19 protein-coding genes and 1 riboswitch are annotated in these 25,144 nt (G+C 45.6%); of the genes, 11 read left to right on the plus strand and 8 right to left on the minus strand.

The genetic code is table 11. From position 1 onward, the window contains the following. Window positions 1-5 precede the first annotated feature (5 nt). Window positions 6-2,507, minus strand: a complete 2,502-nt coding sequence (locus K360_RS0104240; protein WP_024821944.1) for an ATP-binding protein — start codon at window positions 2,505-2,507, stop codon at window positions 6-8. Between the two features lie 170 nt (window positions 2,508-2,677). Further along, window positions 2,678-3,472: a potassium channel family protein gene (locus K360_RS0104245; RefSeq protein ID WP_024821945.1), complete on the minus strand. Its 795-nt coding sequence runs from the start codon at window positions 3,470-3,472 to the stop codon at window positions 2,678-2,680. Window positions 3,473-4,035: 563 nt separating this feature from the next. On the opposite strand from K360_RS0104245, the gene K360_RS10490 reads away from it, so the two are divergent. The 7 genes from K360_RS10490 to K360_RS0104280 all read left to right on the plus strand — a co-directional run bounded on the left by K360_RS10490 (window position 4,036) and on the right by K360_RS0104280 (window position 12,551). Next, entirely contained in the window at window positions 4,036-5,241 is a 1,206-nt protein-coding gene (locus tag K360_RS10490) for a hypothetical protein (protein WP_024821946.1), read from the plus strand. A gap of 16 nt (window positions 5,242-5,257) precedes the next feature. Next, entirely contained in the window at window positions 5,258-6,136 is an 879-nt protein-coding gene (locus tag K360_RS10495) for an ABC transporter ATP-binding protein (RefSeq protein ID WP_024821947.1), read from the plus strand. Further along, on the plus strand, window positions 6,129-7,511 hold the full coding sequence (locus tag K360_RS0104260; RefSeq protein ID WP_024821948.1) for an ABC transporter permease: 1,383 nt from the start codon (window positions 6,129-6,131) through the stop codon (window positions 7,509-7,511). Before K360_RS10495 ends, K360_RS0104260 begins: the two co-directional genes overlap by 8 nt. Continuing rightward, a complete protein-coding gene (locus K360_RS0104265; protein WP_024821949.1) occupies window positions 7,508-8,782 on the plus strand; it encodes an ABC transporter permease in 1,275 nt (424 codons plus the stop codon). The genes K360_RS0104260 and K360_RS0104265 overlap by 4 nt, the downstream gene beginning before the upstream one ends. Then, window positions 8,779-9,909 carry an outer membrane lipoprotein-sorting protein gene (locus K360_RS11460; protein WP_024821950.1) on the plus strand — a complete coding sequence of 377 codons (1,131 nt, stop codon included), beginning with the start codon at window positions 8,779-8,781 and terminating at the stop codon, window positions 9,907-9,909. Before K360_RS0104265 ends, K360_RS11460 begins: the two co-directional genes overlap by 4 nt. Before the next feature lie 465 nt (window positions 9,910-10,374). Next, on the plus strand, window positions 10,375-10,533 hold the full coding sequence (locus tag K360_RS11405) for a hypothetical protein (RefSeq protein WP_169728660.1): 159 nt from the start codon (window positions 10,375-10,377) through the stop codon (window positions 10,531-10,533). A gap of 341 nt (window positions 10,534-10,874) precedes the next feature. Then, complete coding sequence (locus K360_RS0104280; protein ID WP_024821951.1) at window positions 10,875-12,551, plus strand: SulP family inorganic anion transporter; 1,677 nt, start codon at window positions 10,875-10,877, stop codon at window positions 12,549-12,551. 70 nt (window positions 12,552-12,621) lie between these two features. Here K360_RS0104280 and K360_RS0104285 read toward each other — a convergent pair whose 3' ends face one another. Then, the gene (locus tag K360_RS0104285; protein ID WP_024821952.1) at window positions 12,622-14,016 is read right to left on the minus strand and encodes an MATE family efflux transporter; all 1,395 of its coding nucleotides are present in this window, start codon (window positions 14,014-14,016) and stop codon (window positions 12,622-12,624) included. A gap of 222 nt (window positions 14,017-14,238) precedes the next feature. On the opposite strand from K360_RS0104285, the gene K360_RS0104290 reads away from it, so the two are divergent. Together K360_RS0104290 and K360_RS11340 are read left to right on the plus strand one after the other, a co-directional pair. Further along, window positions 14,239-14,490 (plus strand): zinc ribbon domain-containing protein, encoded by a 252-nt coding sequence (locus K360_RS0104290; protein WP_024821953.1) that lies wholly within the window; start codon window positions 14,239-14,241, stop codon window positions 14,488-14,490. Window positions 14,491-14,620: 130 nt separating this feature from the next. After that, window positions 14,621-14,845, plus strand: coding sequence for a hypothetical protein (locus K360_RS11340; protein ID WP_156923340.1), 225 nt, complete (start codon window positions 14,621-14,623; stop codon window positions 14,843-14,845). On the opposite strand, the gene ribB is transcribed toward K360_RS11340, so the two are convergent. Next, on the minus strand, window positions 14,814-15,458 hold the full coding sequence (gene ribB / locus K360_RS0104295; RefSeq protein WP_024821954.1) for a 3,4-dihydroxy-2-butanone-4-phosphate synthase: 645 nt from the start codon (window positions 15,456-15,458) through the stop codon (window positions 14,814-14,816). The two genes, K360_RS11340 and ribB, sit on opposite strands and share 32 nt — an antisense overlap. Window positions 15,459-15,562: 104 nt before the next feature. Further along, a riboswitch (FMN riboswitch) is annotated at window positions 15,563-15,707 on the minus strand. 214 nt (window positions 15,708-15,921) lie between these two features. Between ribB and K360_RS0104300 the strand changes: the two genes are divergently transcribed. After that, window positions 15,922-17,220: a hemolysin family protein gene (locus tag K360_RS0104300; protein WP_156923341.1), complete on the plus strand. Its 1,299-nt coding sequence runs from the start codon at window positions 15,922-15,924 to the stop codon at window positions 17,218-17,220. A 193-nt stretch (window positions 17,221-17,413) separates the two neighbouring features. Here K360_RS0104300 and K360_RS0104305 read toward each other — a convergent pair whose 3' ends face one another. After that, complete coding sequence (locus K360_RS0104305) at window positions 17,414-18,862, minus strand: META domain-containing protein (protein ID WP_024821956.1); 1,449 nt, start codon at window positions 18,860-18,862, stop codon at window positions 17,414-17,416. 493 nt (window positions 18,863-19,355) lie between these two features. Between K360_RS0104305 and K360_RS0104310 the strand changes: the two genes are divergently transcribed. Further along, complete coding sequence (locus K360_RS0104310; protein WP_024821957.1) at window positions 19,356-20,831, plus strand: potassium/proton antiporter; 1,476 nt, start codon at window positions 19,356-19,358, stop codon at window positions 20,829-20,831. Window positions 20,832-20,994: 163 nt separating this feature from the next. Here the strand turns inward: K360_RS0104310 and K360_RS0104315 are convergent, their stop codons facing one another. The 3 genes from K360_RS0104315 to K360_RS0104325 all read right to left on the minus strand — a co-directional run bounded on the left by K360_RS0104315 (window position 20,995) and on the right by K360_RS0104325 (window position 25,102). Further along, window positions 20,995-22,446: a TrkH family potassium uptake protein gene (locus K360_RS0104315; RefSeq protein WP_024821958.1), complete on the minus strand. Its 1,452-nt coding sequence runs from the start codon at window positions 22,444-22,446 to the stop codon at window positions 20,995-20,997. Window positions 22,447-22,448: 2 nt separating this feature from the next. After that, window positions 22,449-23,813 (minus strand): Trk system potassium transporter TrkA, encoded by a 1,365-nt coding sequence (trkA, locus tag K360_RS0104320; protein WP_024821959.1) that lies wholly within the window; start codon window positions 23,811-23,813, stop codon window positions 22,449-22,451. Window positions 23,814-24,052: 239 nt separating this feature from the next. Continuing rightward, window positions 24,053-25,102: a hypothetical protein gene (locus K360_RS0104325; protein WP_024821960.1), complete on the minus strand. Its 1,050-nt coding sequence runs from the start codon at window positions 25,100-25,102 to the stop codon at window positions 24,053-24,055. Window positions 25,103-25,144 lie beyond the last annotated feature (42 nt).

Raw genomic sequence — 25,144 nt, forward strand, 5'->3', positions numbered from 1 at the left:
CGTCGTCACTCTCTGATTCTCACCGGAATCCACGCAAGACCGAAGGCCTTGATGGTAATATCCGTACTCTTAGGGCGCACCAGAGATTCCCGTGTCGCTTCTTTGTATTTCTCCATGTTTCTCGTGAGAATATCAATTTCTTCGTTGAGCCGTGTTTCGAGGCCTGTCATTTGATTCTGTAAAAATTGCAATCTCTCTTCAGCTCTTGCCACATCCATTTTTTCTTTTTTAAGCCGTCCCGCTTTGGAGAGGGCAGATCCCATTCTGTAGGTGGATGTCGCCGTGAGGCTTTTTCTGCCGAACAATGCGCTTGCTAAAGCCGATCCGAAAGAGATAACTGTCTCCATATTCCGGTGTTTCGCCTGTTCGCTTTCTCTCTCAATGGCCTGTTCCGCCGCAATGAGCTGTTTTTGCAGAGTGGCCATTTTGCTGTCGTATTTTTTCCGTATCTTTTCGATTTCAATATCTCTTTTTTCCCGCAAGGCTTCGTCAATTCGTATGGTAAAGTCGGCTTCACTTTCTTCCGGCAGGCTGACTATTTTCAAGGGTTGGTTCTTATAGATGACGAGAGGTTTGTTCTGTCTGATCCATCGTTGGAAGGCTTTCCCCCATGTAGCGTAGTTGCGTGGTTCAGCCAGAGTTTTGGGAAGTTTAAGGAAAGGTATGCCCCCAGCGGCTGTTGTTCGCAGCTCTTCTGGAGCGATGTCGAGGTCGAAACCTCTTTCCCAATCAGGGTCAAAGGTGTCAGGTGCTTCTGTCCCCAGCGTGTATGTTATGTGAGTGTCGATTTCGAGGCTGGCGCTGGAGTAGTAGATGTCGCCGATTCCTATAATAAAAGGTTTATAGACCCAGGAACCGCCTCCCGTCGGAGTATCGACGAAGAATTCGGGGATATTCGGGGATATGGCTGGTTTGATCGACGTTCGTGGCGTTGTTGGTGTTGCTGACGTTGCCGCTGGTGGTACGGATGTTGCCGAAATTTGCTCTGCTGGCCCTGTGGCAGGTTCTGTCGGAGTTGCTTCAGTCGCTGCTTTAGCTAATGTTGTCAGAGCTGGCATTGACGCCGGCTCTGACGTTTCCGCCCCCGCCCCAGATGCCGGCGCTCTTCCTTCCATAAGTATTTTAATGTGCTCCCGTGACAGAGGTCCTCGCAGGTACGACATGGCCCAGCGGGTCGTGAAGACGGAGGGGCTGTTTTCGTGGATATTATTAAGAAGGAACTCCCTCTTTTTCAGGGTTGTAATGGCCTTGTCGAGAAATTCCCGGTCACATCCTGAGGCGCTTTCGAGTCGTTCCATTCCTTCGAGAACACGGTCTTTGTCGCGCTGTGTTTGAAGGCGTCCGATAAACCACGTTCCAATATTTGAAAGGCCCTTATAGTCTAGATCTACAGGGTTTTGAGTAGCTAAAACCACGCCGATACCGAAGGCTCGAGCCTGCTTGAGAAGGGTGATGAGAGGTTTTTTAGAGGGAGGTTCTTTTACAGGAGGCATATATCCGAAGACTTCGTCGATATAAAGAATGGCTCGAAGGCTCGAGGTCCCTGTCTGCAACCTCATCCAGCTAACAATTTCGTTTAGAAGCATGGAGATAAAGAACATTCTCTCGTTATCGGAAAGGTGGGAGACGGTAAAAATAGAAGCTCGTGGTTTCCCCTCCCGAGTGTGGAGGAGGCTTCCTATTTCTAGAGGAACCCCTGTCATCCACTGGTTGAACGCTGGAGACGCGAGGATCTGGTTCAGAGCGAGAGCCAGTTTAAATCGTTCGCTCGGTGGATAAAAGGTATCGGTAGGCATAATGCCAATGTGAGGGAATGGAGGGTTCTGAATCCAGCTGATAATCAGCGGCAGATCGACATCTTTGCCTTCTCTCCAGCTTTGTTCAAATATTTTTGACAGAAGAAGGTGTTCCCGTCCAGAGAGAGGGTCAGATTCAATGTTGAGAAGAGAGAGGAGAGTGGAGGCGGTATTTTGAATCTTTTCTAAGAAAAGCTCGTTATCGCTCGTGATTCTATCCCCAGGGCATCTGAAGGAACCAAGCACGTTCACTTTCACACCTGCGCTGCTCCCAGGCGTATAGATGGTGAAGTCGACGGATTCCCTCATTTTTTTAATTCTCGCTCCGTCAATTCTCCAGTCGGCAAGCCCCTTCGCCCATTTCGCGGCTTCCAGGGAGGCATAGTCTGCGATAGAAAGTCCCTGTGCCGCTGCGTCTTCCCTGTTGATCCACGGCAAGAACTCTTCGGCCTTTTGCTCGGGGAAGGATAGAAGAAGGTTTGTAATGTCTCCTTTAGGGTCGATAGCGAGAATTGGAATGTTGTCCATAAGGGCTTCTTCCAAGAGTGCTATTCCAAGGCCCGTTTTGCCGCTTCCCGTCATTCCGATGATCATCCCATGGGTGGTCAGGTCTTTCGAGTCGTAGAGCACGAGTGTGTTGCTCTTTTTCCCTGTTGCGGGATCTATCTCGTTCCCGAGGTAAAATTTCCCCATGAGTTCGAAGTTTTCCATCATCATCCCTCCCATTGCTTAATAAATCCACGTAAAAGGAGGCCACATGGTCTTCATGGCGTATCCTGTTTTTATTCAGAATTCTTGTGGAGACCTGACTATAGTCTGAACTTTTGGCAGAGACTTTCGCTTCTATATATGTTTGCCCCAGATTTTTAGAGCTATATTTATTAACGTAGCTTATTTTTTACGACATTGGATTTTAAGCTCATTAAAACTTGGCAAATATCTTGAACTTCCCTGAGGGTTAGATTATCGAAGTTCTCGAGCTTATGTATGGTTACATTTATAAAATCATTATTCGATTCTTGCTCTTTGTCGGGAGCAATGAAAAAAGAGGCGATAGTTCCGGTAAGAATACTTATGAAGCCAATTCCCACCAACATTAATATAGTTGCTATAACTCGTCCTCCTGTAGTTGTAGGAACCATATCACCATACCCTATTGTAGTTGTAACAAAAGACCACCAGAGGGCGTCGTGGAAATTTATGTTTTCGAAATAGCGGATAGCTATCGCTCCAAATAATACCATGGAAATGGTGATGAAGAGAACGTATTGGAAGTTGTTCCGCCTCAGAAAGCGGGAAAGATAACGATGGGTTCGGCCAAAGTAGGCTAACAATTTAACAATTCTTAAAAAGAGAAAAGAGGAGGGTACACGGAAGAGTTGGAAGAGGCGAATGGCTCGAACGCCTTTGAAAAGGGCGTTAAAGGGTAAAATTGCCGTGAGTTCTATTACATGCTCTTTGACGTAGTCCTTTTTATCTTTTGTCAAAAACAAGTGGAGAAAATAATCTGCAACGAAAACACACCAGATTATGAAATCAATGTCGTCCAATAATTTTTCTTCGTGAAGGGGAAGTGTTGTTCGTTCTTGAATGATAAGCAAAACGACAGAGAGAATTGCCAGTATGCCAAGGGATATTTCGTAAATATTTACGTTATTCCTTTTGCTGTTATCCATAGTAAACGAACCGCCTATCCCGTAAAAGTTTCAATACCCTTGGAATTCGTTGCATTTGTTGCGACTGTCACATTTACTGTGTTTGTCATAATTATGGCACCTCAACTTTAAGGATACGGCTCTGGACTCGAGGCCAATTGGCCGCAAAGCAACATTCTTCGGATTCGAAACTATGTATCTTTGCCCGCGATGCCTGAATACACATCGGGACTGTGGAAAACCTTCGGATTCGAGACTATGTATCTTCGCATGTAATGCCTAAACTCTCGCTGGGATTATTGAAAGCCTTGAGATTCTAAACTACGTATCTTCGCCCTTTTTATATTTTATATTAAAACCTGAATAAGAAAAATACTATAGCTAGGAAACGTTTCGTGTTGTGTGAAAAATCTCCCCCGCCATTACGCCTGTTCGTCAAGATTTCCACCTTCTAAAATAAAAAACAAACAAAATTTGCATAAATAAATTCTCAGATGGTATTCTTATATAAACAATTTATTCATCTCGCCCAACGTTAACCTTGCGAAAAGTAGAGTTCAAGTGATAGGAGGTTAACCATAGGCATGAATATAATAATGGGCTGTCAATCCAGATGTACCCGTGAGCTGTTGTTTGCCTTTGTTTTTGTTTCTTTTGCCCTTTGCATATGGGCGCCTGTTGTGAGTTATGCCACCGTGTTCTCTCACTCGGGGCAGGTCTCTCTCTGGGGGGCATACAACGACGACACAGACAGTTCGTTGGGTATCCGATACATTCCCGAAATAACAATAAGTTTTGGCGCGGGCGCTGAAACGGGCGCTGAAACTGATACCGCCGCAGACTCCGAAACAGACTTAAACAGAGGCACGCAAACAACGCAAACAGCCCAGACCCTTGACGCTCTCGTCTCTTTCAACATCCGCACCCTCTCAACCTTCGGTTCCTTCAAAGAGTTGGAAGACAAATTCCATGCCGATTTGTATCGCTCCTGGGTGCGTCTCTCCGGCGAGAGGTATGAAGTGCGCCTCGGCCTCCAGCGAATCAATTTCGGACCGGCTCAGATCCTTCGTTCTTTAAAATGGTTCGACCAGATAGACCCCCGCGACCCTTTGAGCCTAACTGACGGGGTCAACGCCCTTCTTGGACGCTATTATTTCCCCAACAATTCGAATATATGGGTGTGGGGCTTATACGGAAATGGCGATCCGGAGTTTGGCCTACGCTACCAGTTCCCAGTAGCCAATGGGGAGATGGCCTTTACATATCACAATAGGCGTGTCGACCGGGAGTGGTGGAACTCAAACACTTTTGCTTTTCCCCGCAGAGTAACCTTGGAAGACGGTCTGGAGCAGCGTTACGCACTCGATGGAAGTTTCGACGTGGGGATCGGTCTTTGGTTTGAGTTCGTCATGAGCCGCCTCAAAAAAGACTCCAAACACACTCTTTCCACCACATGTCTTACCCTTGGAGCCGACTACACCTTTGATGTTGGTTCCGGCGTCCACGTTTTGGCAGAACATTTTATACGATCGCCCGGCAGTGACATATGGAATCATGAAAATGACGATGAAATATCCGCCCTTTCCATAGACTTCAGCACTGGCATTCTCGACACCGTAACCATCCTGACATACTACGACTGGCAAAAAAAAGAATTCTACCCCAACGTAAGCTGGCAGCGCACATACGATGACTGGCTTATTAACGTAACGGCTTTTCACAACGGCGACGATGCTAACAGCGTCTATTCGGGAACCGGGGTTGTTCTCACCTTTGTGTACAACTATTAGGGAAGGGGGCCTGTTCATGTCTATCGTAACCATAAAAAATCTGACAAAAAGATATCCTATGGGCAGCCATTTCTTTACGGCGCTGAGTAATGTAACCCTCGAATTCGAGAAGGGGGAATTCTGCGGATTAATCGGTCCCAGCGGATCTGGAAAGACGACTCTTTTGAACATTATTGGGGCTCTCGACGCTCCAACGGAAGGAAATGTGGTGGTTATCAATAAAAACGTAGAAAACCTTTCTCACAAGGAATCTGCGGCGTTGCGCAACCATCATATTGGTTTTATTTTCCAGACGTACAACTTGTTTCCAGTCTATAGCGTCTACGAGAATATAGAATTTCCATTGCTGCTTTTGAAGATGCCGCCTAAAGAGAGAAGGCAGAAAGTTTACGATGCTCTAGAATGGCTGAGATTGACAGATAAGGTAAATTCCAAGCCGGCGCAGCTTTCAGGAGGAGAGTGTCAGAGGGTGGCAGTGGCCAGGGCTGTGGTGAAACGTCCGGCGTTGATTCTGGCAGACGAGCCTACGGCCAATCTTGATAGCGAGAATTCCTACAACATTCTGGAAATGATGGTGCGGCTCAACAAGGAACTTGAAACCACTTTTATTTTTGCAACTCACGACGAGAAGGTCATGAAATACTTGAGACGTAAAATTCATCTCTTTGACGGGCACGTAGCGCGAGACGAAATCATTGCCGTTTCCAGCTCTGAGGTTTCCTCGCAGAGTTCTATGTCGCTCAACACTGGCGAGGTTGTTCCCAGAGATAACCTCACGTCCCGTGATGGAGCTTTATCGGGACCCAACGTAGGATCAGCATCAGCTTCTGTGGCTTGTGATGTTTCCAATGATCACCGTGCGCCTCGTTCCAAAGGAGAGAGCAGACATGTTTAGCGTTGGCGTTACGTTAGCCTATCGCAATATAAAGGAAGCGGGACTTCGAACATGGCTCAACGTGGCTGTGCTTGCGATGACCATTGTTGTGATCGTCGGTTTCCAGGGGCTTTATACAGGTATGCTCGCCCAGACGTCCAGAGCGATGATTGAAGACGAAATCGCAGGCGGACAATACTGGCATAAAGATTACGACCCTTACGACGCTCTATCCATTGATAATGGACACGGTGTTATTCCAGAAAATCTGTTTTCCCTGATCGAAGAGAGAAGGGCGACACCTATTCTTATTCGCCAGGCCACAATCTACCCTGCTGGACGTGCTCAGTCGGTTCAACTTCGGGGGATCGATCCTGCCCAGACCATTCTCCATATTCCCACGCGCTATCTTCACATTTCAGTTGCTTCCGCTAGCATAAACGGCGCAGGTAGAATGAATGGCGTTACTGGTTCTGTTAGCCCAAATAATACAAATGGCTCTGATAGAGCGAGTGGCGCCGGTGGTTCTTTCAGAGTAAATACCGCCGATATTTACGAACTGCCAATCCTCATCGGAAAGAGAATGGCGAAGAGCAAAAATATCGCTATCGGCGATTATCTGACTATACGCTGGAGAGATGCTCACGGGACCTTCGATGCAACCGAGGGCCAGGTTGTTTACATTATGGATACTCGGGTTCCGTCTATCGACAACGGAATTATTTGGGTACCCCTTCAGACGTTGCAGCACATGACGGCCTTGAAAAATGAAGCGACCCTCGTGGTTGTGAGCTCCGAAGCTGTTGGGGAAGGGACCAAGTTCCCCCATAAGGAGCCACCCATCGGCGCAAGATCCCATGTTGTGAGCCCTGAAACTGAAAGTTCAGGTTCCTCTCAGGAGTGGCCTTTTAAAAGCCAGGCTTTTTTGATGAGGGACCTCACGGAAATGATAAAGACGAAGAGAATTTCAAGCGTTATTATCTATTCTATTCTCCTCTTTCTTGGCATGCTCGCCATTTTCGATACTCAGGTCCTCTCTCTCTTCAGGCGAAGAAAGGAGATTGGTACCTTGATTGCCTTGGGCATGACGAGAATGCAGGTTATTTTTGTCTTTACGCTGGAAGGTGTAATTCAGGGAGCCATGGCTATCGTCGTTGCCCTCATCTTTGGTATGCCTCTTTTAACGTATGTGTCGAAAAAGGGGATTGCCATCCCCCAGATGGTGGAGGGATACGGTTTCGCCCTTTCCGACAAGCTCTTTCCCGTGTACTCCTTAGAGCTCGTTCTCACGACGATACTCTTAATGATGGTCGTTGTCGCAGCCATTAGTTTCCTCCCTTCGAGCAAAATAGCGAAACTCCAGCCTACAGAGGCGCTGAAAGGGAAAATATCATGATCTCTTTCCTTCTAAAAGGGCTGATCCGAGATCGTTCACGTAGTCTCTTCCCCGTGCTAATGGTGAGTGCCGGCGTTTTCCTCACAGTTTTTCTTTACTGTTTCATGCAGGGAGCTATGGGCGACCTCATCAGCTCAACGGCGAAATTCGATACGGGCCATGTCAAGGTTATGACTCAGGCGTATAGAGACCTTGCCGATCAAGTTCCCAACGATTTGGCGATTATCGGGGCCGATGCGCTGCTTGTATGGTTGAAAGAGAATGAAAAAGAGATGATTTGGGCCCAACGGATACGCTTTGGCGGTCTTCTCGATGTCCCTGACGAGAGGGGAGAAACTCTGGCTCAGGCGCCTGTCATGGGCCTTGGAATTGACCTCTTTAGCGAAGATACGCCAGAAAAAAACCTCTTTAACATAGAGAAGGCCATGGTGCGGGGTTCCTACCCAAGAGGTCCGAATGAAATATTGATAAGCGATGAATTTGCTCAAAAAATGGGTCTTCATATTGGCAGCACGGTGACGCTTATTAGTTCAACCATGTATGGCGCTATGGCAACGTACAATTTTAAGATTGCCGGAACCGTCTATTTTGGCATGATTCCTATGGATAGGGGCACGATCATAGCAGATATCAGAGACGTGCAAAATGCCCTCGATATGACTGACAGCGCAGGTGAGATTGTGGGATACACCCACGACATGCTCTATTCCGGCAGACGAATGGGCAATGTTGCGCAGCGGTTCAACAAGACTTTTACAATGGCAGATGATGAGTTTTCTCCTGTGATGGTGTCTCTTGGCCAGCAGAATAATTTTGAGGAATATTTGAATTATGCTGAAGCCATGGAAGCCGTAATTGTTGGCATTTTCGTCTTGGCCATGTCCATTGTTCTCTGGAATTCAGGCTTGATGAACGGGTTGCGGCGGTACGGAGAGATAGGCGTTCGTCTTGCCATGGGGGAATCCAAGGGGCGGCTTTACCGTTCAATGATCCTTGAGTCTTTCTTTGTCGGAATTGCCGGTTCCGTCTTAGGGACCGCTTTGGGCCTCGTCGTTTCGTATTACATGCAGTACACAGGCATAAATTTTGGGGAGATGATGCCGAAATCGAGTATGCTTATCTCCAATATCATACGGGCTCAGGTTACGCCGGCAAGCTATATTATCGGTTTTTTCCCGGGAGTGTTTGCGTCGGTGACAGGGGCCATGTTTGCCGGTATTGGCATCTATAAAAGACAGACAGCCCAGCTCATTAAGGAGTTAGAAGTATGAAGAGGAAGAATATGTTTAGGGAATGGGGGATCCCCTTGGCTGAAGCTTACCCTCATAATATGGCGGTGTGTGCGGCGCTACACGTAGCGGTGGCAGGTATAGCAATGCATAAAACGGTGGGACATGTAGCTGCGAACATAGCTGCGTATAACATAGCTATGCTTATATCGGCAGTTACAGCCTTTTCGCCTGAAGGCACGTCTGTATCAGCGCTCAAGTTTGCGTCGCATTCGAGCGGCCACATCGGAAAGTTTGCGCTGGTTGCTTCGTTGAAAAGGGTGCTGATTATAGTTTTTATCGCTGTGGCGGTGCTGTTAGCAGTGTTGTCGTCTGCTCAATGTAGCGTTGTTGAGACTGTCGGTGTCGCTGCTTTTACCGACGCTAAAGATCTCCAGAGGCCCCTTCCGGACCTCATTCCCCTTACAGGCGAGGGGATTCTTGAAAAAGTTGACGAAAATTACGTTGCCAAGAATCGGAAGGTGACAAGTACTATGATTGTGAAGGGACAGCGCGGCTCCCGCACATTACAAGTGCTTTCATGGGTGCAGGGCACTGAAAAGGCCTTTAGCGAATTCCTTTCGCCTCCCCGTGAAAAAGGGACGAAAATGCTCAAACTCGAAGATGAGCTTTGGATGTACACCCCGTCAACCGATCGCATCATAAAAATAGCGGGGCATATGCTTCGGCGCTCCATGATGGGGTCTGACATATCCTACGAAGATTATATGGAAGATCCCAAACTCAGCAACATGTACAATGTGGAGCTTGTGGGGGAGGGAAAGGTGGGTAAAGAGCGAACAGGCGAAGACAAATTAGGCGAGCGAGATTGTTACCTACTTGAGCTTACGGCCAAAAAAGAAGGAGTTTCCTATTATTCGCGAAAGATGTGGGTGGATAAAGAGAACTTTCTTCCTTTACGAGAGGATCGTTTCGCCAAAAGTGGCAAGCTTTTAAAGACCTTCACCATTAACGAAATATTTCAGGTTCAAGAGCGATGGTACCCTAAAAGGGCGACAGTTAAGGATGCGCTGGCTTCTGGTGAAGGCACAGAATATATTATAGATACTATCGAATTTGACGTTGAAATACCTGACTACATCTTCTCCAAAGCCTCTTTGCGCCAATAGGTTTCATATACCAGCCATATACCAACGGTACAGAATTGCTCTTACAATTACTCTTACAATTGCGATTATAACGGCTCCATGGATATTTTTGTTACCGACGAAGTGGCTCTTTAAATTCCCCCTCTTGGCTTTGAGCTGGTTGGCCTCCATGTATTGATATGGGGCATTTTATCAGCGCGATGTGTGCTATATCATGTATAATAGCCCAGCTCTTCAGAAACTTTCTATTGGGATATCCAAAAATTGGAATAACTCTCTGAAGATTTATAAATTTTAATTTAGATTGTAATAATAAATTTATGTGCTATAATAACAAGGTTGTGATCGGGTGGTTTAAAAGCCATCTGGAAAAGATATAGCGTTTTTTTTTGCGACACGTCCCGTCATGTAGTTAGGGCGGTACCGAAACGTCATACTTCATGTGTCGCTTTTTTCGGAATTTGTTAGGAAAGGTAAGGTAATTGTATGAGTAAGAAGCTTGTTTATGTTAATGAAGTTCCTTTCTGGATGACCCCGGAAGGTCGTTTGGAAACAGCAGAACTTCGCAACGGCTGGGCTGTAGAGCGGATTATGCTCCGTACTTCCCGCGGGCTTAAAGCCCTTCGAAGTACCGCTTCTGTCTAGGCTCGGAAGTTGATTCAGAGAGACACTTTTGTCTCTCCCAATTACGTAGATTACAGACCTCTCTCGTGGGAGGTCTGTTTTTTTATGAGGGCGAATATTATGCCTTTGTGCCTTTCGTTTGCGTTCCTGTCATTTGCGCCTCGAAAGCGACCCTTCCATGTTTTATGCGAAGTACAATTTTTGCCTGCCCATAAATAGAATATATGCGCTATAACCTTTTCGTTAATTTAAATTGATTTTCTTAAGATCAATGATAAACTAACAAGAGTTGCTTTTTAACACTCGGAGTACCCCCCATTTATTCCTAAAAATATTAAAATATTGAGCAAAGGAAGATTGATGTGTACACACCAAAGTTATTAACGGAGATCAAGGCGTATTCCCGTGAAAAAGCCCTTGCGGACCTTTTCGCTGGAATGACTGTAGGCGTTGTTGCGTTGCCACTGGCTATGGCGTTTGCGATAGCAAGTGGTCTTCCACCAGAGCGAGGTCTTTTTACTGCCATTGTTGCTGGTTTTCTGATTTCGCTTTTTGGAGGAAGTAAGGTGCAGATAGGAGGCCCGACAGGGGCTTTTGTTGTTCTTATTTCAAGCATAACACTTCAATATGGGTATTCAGGTTTGGCTTTATGTACGTTAATGGCAGGTATTATCCTTATTTTATTAGGCCTTTTTAGAATGGGCGGTCTCATCAAGTTTATTCCCTTTCCAGTCACCACTGGATTTACCACAGGCATTGCCGTTGTTATTTTTTCCACACAAATTCGCGATTTATTAGGTTTAAAAATAGAGAAAGTTCCCGCTGCCTTTCTAGAGAAATGGCAGGTCTATTTCGAGTCCCTCAATACTATGAGCTTTGGAACAGTGCTTGTGGGGATAGGAACCATAGTAGTTATCCTCTTAATACAGCGATTTCGGCCCAAACTGCCAGCTATGCTGATAGGTATGGTCGTGGCTACTCTTGTGGCTCATGTATGTGCTTTGAACGTAGAGACTATCGGAAGCACGTTCGGGGAACTTCCCCGTATGTTGCCAGCGCCGTCCTTCCCCAAAATCGAGTTCTCTCAGATAGGAGATCTCGCCAAGCCGGCCTTTACTGTGGCGCTTCTAGCGGCTATAGAATCTCTTTTGTCTGCAACTGTGGCCGATGGGATGATAGGTGATCGTCACAGACCTAACGCTGAACTTATCGCTCAGGGGATAGCAAATGTAGGAAGCGTTATTTTCGGAGGCATCCCTGCTACAGGGGCTATTGCTCGTACAGCGACGAATGTTAAGAGCGGAGCTAAAACTCCAGTTGCCGGGGTCATTCACGCAGTTGTTCTGTCTTTGTTGCTTCTACTTTTTGCACCAGTGGCAAAGCTGATACCTCTCGCCGCACTCGCAGGAATTCTTGTGGTTGTTAGCTATAACATGAGCGAATTGCACAATTTTGTGTCTATCTGTAAAGGCCCGAAAAGCGACGCGTGCGTATTAATACTGACCTTTGCTCTGACTGTCCTTGTCGACCTTACGGTAGCAGTTCAGGTTGGAGTTGTTTTAGCGGCTCTTCTTTTCATTTGGAGAATGTCGGAGAATACAGATGTCAACGTCATTACAGAAAGGGTGCAAGGGAAGACTGTTGCGGAAGAAGAGTTTTATGCTATTGCACCACGGGATGTTCCAGAAGGAGTAGAGATTTTTGAAATCAATGGGCCTTTTTTCTTCGGGATGATCCACAGATTTAAGAACGCTATCCGCAATATGGAGGAACCGGCCGCAGCTCTTATTATCAGGGCGCGAAATGTATTGGCGGTAGATGCCACCGGGATACATACTCTGAGGTCTTTATATAAGCAGTGCAGGAAAAAGGGAATTTATTTGATTTTTTCGGAAGTCCATTCCCAGCCTTTAAAGGCTTTTCAACGGTCAGGATTGATATTTGAAGTTGGGCGAGATAATTTCTGTAAAAGTATGGATGACGCATTAAAACGAGCGAAGAACCTCCTGAAGATGACGACGAAACCCCAAGAGGAATGATAGTGCGATAATTTTTATATCTTTAGGGCCTTTCCGCCAGTGAGTGATGAGGCGGAAAGGCCCTTCTTTCTTACTGATATTGGGACGAAGATATCTCTTTTTTTATAAAGAGCTCTTGTCGTTTGTAGAGGCGGTCTATCCGCACAAGCTGAAGAGGCTTGTTCGGGGCAAAGAGCTTTAGAGACATTAGAAAAGTTCCTACTTCGGCAAAGGGAATGGCCATATAAATCCCCTTCGTTCCCAAACAAAGAGGGAGCACCATCAAAAAGATAGCTGGCAGTGCAAGACTTCTCGATATGGCAACAACCGCTGAATGAAGCGGCTTTTGCATGGCCGTAAAGTATGATGAAAAAACTATATTTACGCCAATAAGCAAAAATGCCGGCCAGAAATACGCGATAAACTCCTTGGCGATACGGGTTGTTTCTCCAGCCTCTCCATTGGTAAAGAGGTCGATCATCCTATCGGGAACTAAAACGAGTAGAGCTATAATTCCGATCCCTATTAAAAAAACGGTTCCCCAGGCAACAAGGAGAAAGGAAGAGATGCGGTTTGATTTTTCTGCCCCAAAATTTTTACTGATAATAGGCTGTATAGCATCGCCAATGCCATAACAGGCCATGGAGCCCAGATAGAGTATGTAGTTTACAATAGTATAAGCAGCCACACCAGAGATTCCCATTCTCTTGATCATGATCCAGTTGAAGATAAAAGTGAGAATGCCGGCGGATATTTCGTTAGCAAACTCAGAGAAGCCGTTATATGCGGCAAAAAGAATTTCTTTCCAGGATCCACCATTTTTTTTGAACCGCAACTTTCCCTTTTTTAAAAGGAAGTGCGGCAATAATATGCTGAATAAGGCTACTTGCGACAATCCTGTGGCGAGAGCGGCCCCCTGCACGCCAGTATTAAGCTTGATAACAAAAAGCCAGTCAAGAGAGATATTAATACCGGCTCCAGTAACCATAGACGCAGCGGCAAGAAGAGGTCGTCCATCCACCCGTACAAAGTAAGAAAGGCAAATACCGCAGGTAAGAAACGGAATAAAAAGCAAAAGCATAGAAAGGTACTTTTTAACCCAGGGAGCGATTTCAGGACTTGCGCCAAGGATGGTTACCAGAGTATCTATTCCCAATCTTCCTATTACAGAGATACTTGCGGCGATAACAAAAGTAGCCAGTAACGTTTTCGTAAAGATAGAAGAAGCTGTATCAGGATCTCCTTCGCCAAGATATTTCCCACAGTTAACAGAAGCTCCTATGGCCATCATGTAGGCAATCCCTCCTGATAATATAACGAAGGGGAGAGATAAGTTAACGGTGGCCAAGGCCATTTCTCCTACTTTATTGCCAAGAAAAGCAGCATCCACAGCACTGGCTGAGGACACGGCAATCATTCCTATAACTGTTAAGAAGGAATAATAAAAGAACACAGGAAAGATATTCCCGCGCAGAGGATCTAACATGTACTTCACTTTTAATGCACCCTTTCAGGAAAAACAACAACACTTGGACAGTTACCATATTTGCGCATGTTCATTTCGCGGAAGATACTTCTATAATATAGCACAAAAAATGAATAAAAATATGTATACTTTAATGAAAATGTACTTCTATATTCCACTTCTTTTTGCTAACAAAATTTGTTATTCTTTAAAAAGATTCTGTTGGTTAAGGAGGTTTTAAAAATGCAGGAATATTGCCAGAGTTGTGGTATGCCCCTTGAAAACTCCCTTCGTGGAACAGAGGGGGATGGCACCGTATCTCACGACTATTGCATCTATTGTTATAAGAATGGTGAATTCACTCAACCTCACGTGACGATGGAAGAAATGATCAATATTTGTATTCCCCATATGCTAAAGTCAGGTTTCGATGAAGAAGAAGCCCAAAGAATGCTAAGCGAGTTCCTTCCTACATTGAAGCGATGGAAGAAGTAGAAGCGATAAAGCTAAGACGCTGACACGCAATCAAAGTGGAGAAGTCGTCTCAATTCTTTCTTCTGACGGCCTCTCCTCACAGCAAACGTTGATTGCGAGGTTTCTTAGGCCCTTCTCTGCAGTGTCTTGTATGAACAATCTCATCAGCAGATGTTCGTTGAGCGGGGTTTCTGATGGTTCCTCTCTGTATCTCCTTGATGAGCCCCGCCCTTGCTTCTATCCTTGCTATTGGCAGCACTTTGTTCCTTTGTTGCCGGCTAAAATACTGCCGCGAGCCGTAGTGATAGTCGTCGCCATGACAGGTTTCGTTCCGTGGTTGCCGGCTACATTCCATTCTCTTTCCGGTACAAAATAATATCCTGTACAGTTACAACGGGGAAATTATGTTTCTTCGCAAAAGCCGCTACTTCAGGCAAACGAGCCATTGTTCCGTCGCTATTAGTGAGTTCGCATAGTACCCCGTACGGTTTCAATCCGGCGAGCCTCATAAGATCTACATTTGCCTCAGTATGCCCGTCTCGTTCCAAAACGCCTCCCTGTTGAGCCCGCAGTGGGAACACGTGGCCCGGATGTCGCAAATCACACGGTTGAGCGTCGTCAGCTATTGCGGCTTTAATCGTTCTCACTCGATCTGCGGCTGAGACGCCAGTTGTTACCCCTTCCGCAGCTTCTATGGAGATGGTGAAAGCAGTCTGGAATCGACTGGAGTTATGAGTTACCATCATGGGAAGTTCCAAGGATTGAACTTTCTCGGGGGTGAGGCAGAGACACACGATGCCGCTACATTCGCGAATAAGCATAGCCATCTGCGGCACAGTTAAACTTTCGGCAGGGAAAAAAAGGTCTCCTTCGTTTTCTCTATTCTCATTGTCTGTAACCAACACGCCACTTCCAGCACGAAGGGACTCCAACGCTTTCTCCACTCGCTCAAGGGGAGAGCCATAGGTGTTAAGCAACATACTATCCATTCTCAACAAATCCTCCTAAGTAGAAAAATAGAAATAGCAGGGCGGGAACTCTATCAGCGGCCTCTTCTTTTCTCCACAAACAAGCAGAGAAGGATAGTAGATCGCCTGATCCTCTTTCATCCGGACTATTACCGTCGGCTCTGGAATTTAACCAGATCTACATTTTTCTTTCAGAAAAATGTGCGCGGGCTTTCCAGCTTGAACTGGTATACCGCCGATGGGGAATTCCACCCCGCCCTGAGAACCGGCTTTAACACTGTAGCTTCAATAAGACAAGAAGTCAATAAAATAACATCATAATACTATTTACACAAATACTCCTTGCCATCTTTTATTAATATTCTGTTATTATACTGTGTATGTTTCAAGTCTGAACATAATGGATAATGCGTCGTATAATAAATAAAAAAGAGCAACTGCGAGAGAGAAGAAGTGTTGGAGCCTAAAATGGAGGTTATTGGTAGTGATAGATAATTTTGTGGTTTTATTTGCGTTATTTTTTATTTTTATGTTCATCCTCTCGGCGTTTTTTTCGGCGAGTGAAACAGCGTACTCAAGTGTCAATAAAATACGGCTCAAACGCTTTGTAGAGGAGGGCCGGAGAGGGTCCAAACGAGCGTTGGGCTTGGCGAAGGATTTCAATAAAACCATTTCAGCCATCCTCATTGGGGGAAATATTGTCGATATTCTTATGACGTCTGCTGCTACTGGAATTCTTTCGGTCCTTTTCGGGCCTATTGGGGCTGTATATGCGACGCTCCTCATGACGGTACTCATTATTCTATTCGGTGAAATTCTTCCTAAAGCTTTTGTAAAAGACAAAGCGGAAAACTTTGCTTTAGGTGCCGCCTCTCTCGTCCATTTTTTTGTTGTCTTACTTTCACCCTTAACGTGGTTAACCACCCGTCTTTCCCAGCTTTTACGAGGGAAAGACAAACCGGCTTTTTTGCCCAGCGTTACCCACGATGAGCTATGGAGTATTGTGGAGACCATGGGGGAAGAGGGAGTTTTGCCGGAAAGCGAGAAAGATTTGATAGGGAGTTCTATCAACTTCTCTGAGATCGAAGTTTGCGAAGTCCAGACGCCGCGGGTCGATCTTTTTGCTGTGAATGTAAACGAACCTATTGAGAACGTGAAGAATTTATTGCTTAAAAATCATTATTCCCGGGTTCCCGTATATGAAGGAACCTTTGATAACATTATTGGAATCCTGAACGAAAAAGATTTTTTGAACCAGTATATTAACGAGGGGTCTGTGAATATTCGTAGTATCATGTCTCGCCCCCTCCTCATTGCGGGGAGTGCAACCCTTATGGATGCCTTGAAAATGTTACAGCAAAACAAGGCCCATCTCGCCGTTGTTTTAGATGAATATGGTGGAACGTCGGGTATTATCACACTTGAGGATATTCTTGAAGAGTTGGTAGGGGAAATTTACGACGAACATGACGATTTCAAAGAGTATTTTACTCAGGTGGAGGAAAATACATATCTAGTCAGTGGAGACGCGTACTTAGAGGATCTCTTCGAGACGTTTTTGCATTTCTCCCATACGCCGGAAAGCGAATCGAGTACTTTGAATGGTTGGCTTTTCGAACAATTTAAAACGCTCCCGGCAGTAGGAGCGACTCTGGAATGGGGGCCTCTTCGTTTTGAAGTAGTGAAGGTCACCGGACAGAGGATCCAGAAGGTCCGAATTTCTAGAGATCCCAACTACAAGGAACCAGACGAGGAAGATAAAGAGCGAGTGGTGATTTTGTAGCAGTAGCATGGTGAGACGCGCTTCATATGCGCTCGTCCTTTTCGTTGCATGAACATAGTGAGCCCTGACAGTTATGAAGCTCTTTGCAATGGGAAGTATAAGCAAATCGTTCTGGTGAGTGCTCGTCTCGTTCTAATATTATGTCCCAGTGACAGAGGGAGGAGAAAGAAAAAGGTCTCCTCCCTGCATGTTTTTACGGATTATACGGTTCAAAAACCGCTAAGAGAGCTCCATCATGATAAAGCTCCAGCCTGTTGTCTACTATTTTGAACCCGCTAACCAGCTCGAGGGATTCTAAATAGAGTTTTTCTGTCTCCATTGCCGACTCACAGTATCGTCTCGTCGCTGCTATTGGCCCCATATAAAGCTCCTTGCCTGTTCTGGAATAGGGACCGAAAAAGTTGTTGCAACCAGCGTAGCCTGTAACACGGTGAGCCTGTACATCAAATCTGAGAGTCATTGGCTGATTATCGGAGGGACTAAGCGTTGAAATTGTTTCCCCACGAAGGAGTGTGAGTTTCCACACTCTCTCTTCAAGATGAGAGGAGCTTTCCTCATCGCATGTTCGGTTTGGCTGTACCTCTATAAATCGGTCTATAACAAGCATCTCTTCTATTTCGTCGCCCTCCATGGCAGGACGCATGGCTAGATGGGCCTCGACAACGGCATATACAGGCTTGCCCGCTTCATGAGGAAGGGCGGTATATGCTTGTTCAAGGGATAAATATCCTTTTTCCATAGCTACAGGGAAAATTTTGCCAGTAAAGCAATCTGTAAAAAAGGCTGCGTCAGCCATATAGGAAAACATCCCTTTCATAGGGATAGGGGAGAGGTGTTCTTCCACTCGCGTCTTTCTAGAAAGGGTGTAATTGAGGGAGGTTACAGACCTCCTACCTTCATAATCGAGCATGGTTATTTTCTGAGGGGAATCTATGGCGAAGAGAATTGTTTCAGTGTCGCTCTCATGGAGAGTGATTATCCCTCCATTTTTGGAAAGAGACCACCAGCCTAGAGAAGCAAAGGTTTCGTCTTTTCCTTTTTCAGCCTCTATATACGTGATATCGAGTTGATAGAGCCTGTCTGGACGAACCGTTAACGTATAAACAATCCCTGGTCCGTCAGCTGCGGGAAGAAGTCCCTGATAGGTTGCGGGAAGTTTCAATAGTTCTTCTGCCTCTTTGTTGATAAGAACGGAAGGATCTTTTTTTAGGGTCCCGCCCATATCCGAAGGTATCTCTTCTTGGCTTGGCGTTAGCAGGGTCAGGTGTCCTTTAGCATTAGAGATAAAGAAAAACGAAGTATCGGGATAATCGGGGTTAAGCTGATAGACTAGAGCATCGGGATTGCTAACTGTCCCTCGAAGAGATTCCCATTCACCACGGAGGGTGAGGGGAAGTTGTCCAGCCTGGTTTTCTAAAGAAGAGATGGTCATAACGTAGTTTTTAGCCTGCAGTGTGGATGCGTCAGAAAAAAGAGTTAAATCCACTTTGGAAGCAGTTTCATCAAGAGACAGTTTCAATTCCCCAGAGAAATGTTCTGCTTGAATGACCGGCATCTCTTCAGCTGATGCTCCTATTGTTACAGAGAGGAGAACGAAGAGAGCTATACTTAAAAAGAAAAGATTTTTTTTGGTTGTTGTCATGATGAACCTCCTCGTATGAACGTAAAAAAAGTTTAACATATTTAATGCAAAAAAAGTAGGGAAGCTAGGTGGGTAGCTTCCCTACAGGTACAGAGGAGAATCGGAGAACCAAACTTTTTTGTGCAAAAAACAAATACAGTAACAACATTTTAGACCCATAGGCGTTCTCTTTACGGGGTATGTAACACATTTTTTATAATAAGTAACACGATTATCCTAAGGAATTTCCCTCTAAATGTCAAGAGGTAAAAGATTTATTTATTGTCTGACAGCTTCGCTCAGGATTTTTTTGAAAAGAGGTGAGAACACAGGTAAAAAGATGTTTATTGCCAGGCAGGCTTGTGGCGAATCTAACTCTCTAGCCATAGGTTTGCCAGACAGGTGGGATATTCCTCCTGTCCCTTGACAGGACGTATAGAGATATTATTAGATGGCACATGAAGAATACGACTGCGGTGAAGGGAAAGCGCGGTTTTAATTGAGGTGGTAGCAGGTGTTTGATCTTCCTTTAGCTTTTTTAGTTACGGCGGTTCTTCTTGTTTTAAGTATTCTTTCGAGTAAGCTCGCCGATCGTTTTGGTTTTCCCGCCCTTCTCATGTTTCTCGTAATAGGGATGTTGGCTGGGTCAGACGGTCCTGGCGGTATACAGTTTGATAGCGCAGCTGCTGCCAATATGGTAGGAACTGTAGCGTTAGCTTTTATTCTCTTTGCTGGAGGGCTTGACACGAACTGGGAGAGCATTCGTCCTGTTCTGACACGGGGCATTCTTATGGCTACGGTGGGAGTTGCCCTTTCAGCCTTTTTTATGGGACTCTTTATTCATTTTGTTTTAGGATTTTCCCTCCAAGATGGGCTCTTGCTCGGTTCCATCGTTTCATCTACTGATGCTGCTGCTGTTTTTGCAGTGCTCAGATCGAGGCGCGTCAGTTTAAAAGACCATCTCAGAGCTTTTTTAGAGCTTGAGTCTGGTAGTAACGACCCTATGGCTATTTTCCTAACCCTAGGTATTTTGCAGATTATGGCAAGAGATACTCTCTCTTGGGGGGAGTTGTTGCCTCGTTTTGCCATGCAGATAACTATGGGTGTTGTAGCGGGATTCATTATAGGGAAGGGTGCGGCGTGGGTTATGAATCGAATCCGCCTAGATTACGAGGGGCTTTACCCTCTCTGGGGAGTCAGTATTGTGTTGCTTACATACGGAGTGGTAGAGAAATTGGGGGGGAACGGCTTCCTGGCGGTGTATTTATGTGGCCTTATTTTAGGAAATGGCGATTTTATTTATAAACGAAGTCTTATCCGGTTTCACGATAGCGTGGGATGGCTTATGCAAATCATCATGTTCTTAGTCTTGGGCCTTCTGGTGTTCCCCTCTCACCTTCCTGCAGTAGCGTGGGAAGGGTTGCTATGCTCTGCTTTCCTCATGTTTGTGGCTCGGCCGGTATCTTTATTTCTGACCCTTATCGGGAGTAAATTCTCTATCCAGGAGCGTATCTTATCTGCTTGGACCGGTTTACGTGGGGCTGTCCCCATTGTATTGGCAACGTTCCCTCTTTTAATGGGGCATCCTAAATCTGAGGAAATATTTAATGTAGTGTTTTTTATAGTCTTGACGTCAGTTCTATTACAGGGAAAAACGTTAATGCCCCTTGCCCGTTTCCTAAAGGTGGATAAGCCGTTAGTTCTGCGGGCACGATACCCTTTGGAATTCGATAAAACGGAAAATGATGTTCGAAGCGAGACGAGGGAGTTTGAAATTCTACCGAGTGCTGATGTGGTGGGTGAACCTTTGGAGAATCTGGGATTGCCTAAAGATGCCCTTGTTTTACTTGTGAGACGAGACAACCAGTTTCTCGTGCCGAGGGGACATACAGTATTGCAACCCTACGATACGTTGCTCGTGCTGGGGGAAAAGGAGGCTCTTCTTCAGACGAGAAAGATACTCCTCAAAACTCATGCTTCAGAGGAATAATCATAGGCAAGTGTTCCGATCTTTATGGCTTCATGTTCCTCAAAATGTACGCTTCAGAGGAATAATTGTGGAAACGCAGGAAAAAAGAAGTTTCGAGGTTTCTAGAAACTGTGTTGAGAAATAAAAATAAAGCTCTCGACATGTATGTGTCGGGAGCTTTTCTTTATTTGCGCCACGTTGCCGGAATGAGAAGGATAAGAACGGTATAAAGCTCTAATCGCCCCAAAAGCATGCAAAGAGAAAAAACCCATTTCCCTGCAGCTGGAATGGCGGCGTAATTTTTAGTAGGGCCAACCATGCCAAGGCCGGGTCCTATATTCCCCAATGTAGCAGCTACTCCAGATATGGCCGAAACCAAATCGAGTCCCAATAAGGTCATAATTAAACTTGCCAGTGTAAATAACCCTATATAAAGCAGGAAAAAAGCGGATATGGACCCCACTGTTTCCTTGGGGATAGTATGGCCAGCCACTTTCGTTTGAATAATGGCGTGGGGATGGAGAAGCCGATATAGTTCTGTACGAGCATGGCGGACGAGAACCATAATGCGAAGATTTTTGATTCCACCGCCTGTAGACCCGGCACAGCCGCCAATGAACATTAATATAAGGAGCAAAAACTGAGTGAAAACAGGCCACAATTCATAATCAGCTGTGACAAAACCGGTGGTGGTTATAACGCTTACAACTTGAAAGGCGGCATATCGCAACGCATCAAAAATATTAGTATAGATGCTTTTTCTCAGGAGGAGAGCCGTAATGGCGAGGGTGCTTCCTGTAGTGACCCAGAAATAGAAACGAAATTCTTCATCTTTCCACCATGCATTCAATTTCCCCCGAAGAAAATGGTAATGGAGCACAAAGTTGCATCCGGCAAGGAACATAAAAATAGTAATGACCCAGTCTATGTATGGACTGTTGTAATAGCCTACACTGGAGTTTTTAGGCGAGAATCCCCCTGTGGCCATAGTGCCGAAAGTGTGGGTCAAAGCATCAAAAAGATTCATACCCCCAAAGAGGAGCAATATGGTTTGGAGGATGGAAAGAAAAACATAAACGCCCCAGAGCAGCAGGGCTGTTTGCTGTATTCGAGGTGTCATTTTCTCAGGGATGGGGCCGGGAACCTCAGCCTTGTAAAGATCCATTCCTCCTACGCCGATAAAGGGCAGAACAGCTAAGCTCAGAACGATGATTCCCATGCCTCCGAGCCAGTGAGTAAGGTCGCGCCAGAAGAGGATTCCTCGAGGTAATGCCTCAATATCTGTAAAAATAGAAGCGCCGGTTGTTGAAAAGCCTGAAATAGCCTCGAAAAACGCGTCGGTAAATGTGGGAGCCGCCCCATAAAGATAGTAAGGAAGCCCACCAATTATGGAGGCTGTTACCCACGAAAGAGTAACAACGGCAAAGGCCTCTTTAACTCCTAAATCCTGGTAGTTTTCTTGTTTTCCCCAGAGATAGAGAATTAATGAAATACAAAAACCTGACACAATAGAAAACGCAAAGGCTTGTATATCTTGGCTTTTATCAAGAATAGCCCAACTTAACGGCCATAACATAAAAAGAGAGATCATAGCGGAAAGAAGAGCTAATACTCTTGCTACAAGGCGAAGTCGCATTCTTATTTCACTCCAAGTTTTTCCACAGCTATGGGCATAAGTTCAGATGAGGCAAAAAGAGTTACCAGATCATTTCCCTGGAGGGTTGTTTCTCCTTTGGGGACGAACACTTCATTTTCACGCTGGATAAGAGCTACTAGAATCCCTTTGGGAAGCCCCAATTCCGCCATGGATAGACCAACAACGGGACTTGTTTCGGGAATAATGGCTTCGAACATTTCAGCGTCTATCTTTTCGAGAAGAGAGAGTGTTCCCATCCCTGATGGGTAGCGAACGTTGCTCATAATAACTGAAGCTAACGCCTGGTTGGGATTGACCATAGCATCTACGGAAATATAGTTGTCCAGACGCATGTACATCTGTCTGCGTACAACGGCGATAGTCTTTTTGGCGCCAAGAGCTTTTCCTACCACACCAAAGAGAATATTGGCTTCATCGCTTTCCGTAGCGGCAACTAAGCCATCAGCTCCCTCTATTCCCTCTTGACGCAACAACATCTCATCTGCGCCGTCTCCGCAAAGAACCAGCGTTTTCTCCAGCTCTGAAGCGATTCGTTCGCATTTCTCTCTGTTATGGTCGATAAGGCGGATATCCAGATGTTTATACTGTTTTTCCAGACGGCGGGCAACTTGATAGCCCAGTTTCCCTCCGCCTATAATAATAACTCGATGAAGAGGGGTACTCTTTTCCCCTTGAATCATTTCCTCCAACCGCCATATTTGATCTTTGCGGGTGGCTATAAAACAGAGGTCCCCTTCTTCCAAAATATTGTCTCCGTAAGGGACAAAGCCACCGCCGTTTCGCTGCACATATACGATGATGGCGGTTATTTGAGGGTAATGAAAACGGAGATCCTTTAGGGACACGCCAATGAGGGGGGAATCATGGGCTATGCGAAAGGCATAAATACCTGCTACCCCTTCAAATAGTTCTGCTGCATCCATAGCAGAACTGACGGTTAGTAACTCTATAATCTGGCGGGCTACAGATCTTTCCGGAGAGCTCATTACGTCTATGCCCAGGCTTCGAGCCCAATCAGGGCTGTCGGTGTATTCAAGGCCCCGAGCCCTTGAGATCACTCGCTTAACGCCGGCCCTTTTTGCAATCCAGCACGCCATAATATTGACTTCGTCACGGTTCGTACACGCGACAAGTATATCGACTGAACACCCAGGGACAACTTCGGCCTCGGCAAGAACTGATGGGCGAGATCCATTTCCACGAATAGCAATAACGTCTAGTTCGTTGTCTACCTTTTGTGCCCGTTCTTCATCCTCTTCAATGACGGTAATATCGTGTCCTTCAGCTGAAAGACTTTTTGCTACGTGGTAGCCAACTTCTCCTGCTCCGACGATGACAATGCGCATAATAAAATTACCCCTGCTTCCGCATTTTTATTTTCTGTTCATGTGTGTAAAACAATCATAATCCTAGCAGAGGCTCGAGGAAACGCAAGAAAAATCTGATTGCCGAAATAAAAGATTTCTTTGTCCACAACCCCTCGACGTAGACGGCATCCCTGGCAATGTGCCGACGCGACAGACACCAGCTCGCTGAGAATGGCTTACCTGACAACATGTCAACGCAGAAAACGTCCCTGTTTTTTCTACGAGGGAATAAGCCAATATGGAGATTCGGGAACCATCCCTTCAAAAACAGAGAGAACTTTTTCCGCTGCATTTCTCCCAGCATGAAGAAAGAACAACTGGGACATTTCTGAAACAGTATATCGAAGGATCTGCTCTGGATAAAGAATATTCTGGAGTCTTCTGAAGAGGAGTGCGGCAAGGCGCCCAATCCTCTCCAACGGAACTTTTCCGTAAAGAAGATATAAATTTCGCAGCGTTCCACTGAGCCACGATGGATCCTGATGTTTGGTCCCTTTCCCGATAATGCCCTCTATTAGAGTTTCTTTTTCGCTATCGAAGGGAGCCTTAAAATAGCTATGGATCTGTGGAAAGACGTGGCCAGACAAGTAGTATACCGAAGCGACAGAGAGATCTTCCATTGTGCAGTTCCGATCTTTCTTATGAGTGGTATCAAGGGTTAATCCATAAGGAATACTTTCTGTCCTTGTTGTTAAAAGAGCTTCTGATGTAAAGGCTCGGCCATGAAAAGATGCCATGTGGGCGGTAGTCCATCCAGTTTTCACCTCTCGAATGCTCCAAAACTCCCCATGCTTTTCAGGAATATCGATGTACATACTTGCATAATGTCCCCATCTCCAGCCGGGAAGAAGTTCCCATGGCAGGTGGGGAGCAGCGCTTGCAATACTAGATGTCACTACCTCCATTTGTACTATTTTCATAAACTGCCGTTCTGGAAGGGTGTCGTATAGATAGGGCAAAGCAGCCTCCCCCATAGCAGAAAGAATTTGGTGCCATCTCTGAGCTATATTTTCTCCAGTTTCGTTATTCTGTTCTGCTGCTAAAAGTGCGCTTTTATAGAGGGATACTATAAAATCTTTCCAATCAATGAAGCGATCATTGACATGAGCTATAGAGGGGATTTTTACTTCTTGGCTAAAAGAAGGGAGCCATACTGTTGGATCGTGAATTATTGAATCGAAAATATCTAACCGTAACAGGTGTTCCATATGCGAGCTGAAATTGAGAGCTTCTCGTACCAGATCCGGAGGATACTTGGAATAGAGCACTCTTTAACTCACCTCCACAACCTTGTTCTGCAAAATATCCAT

The organism is Aminobacterium mobile DSM 12262, from assembly GCF_000526395.1.
Lineage (GTDB): Bacteria > Synergistota > Synergistia > Synergistales > Aminobacteriaceae > Aminobacterium > Aminobacterium mobile.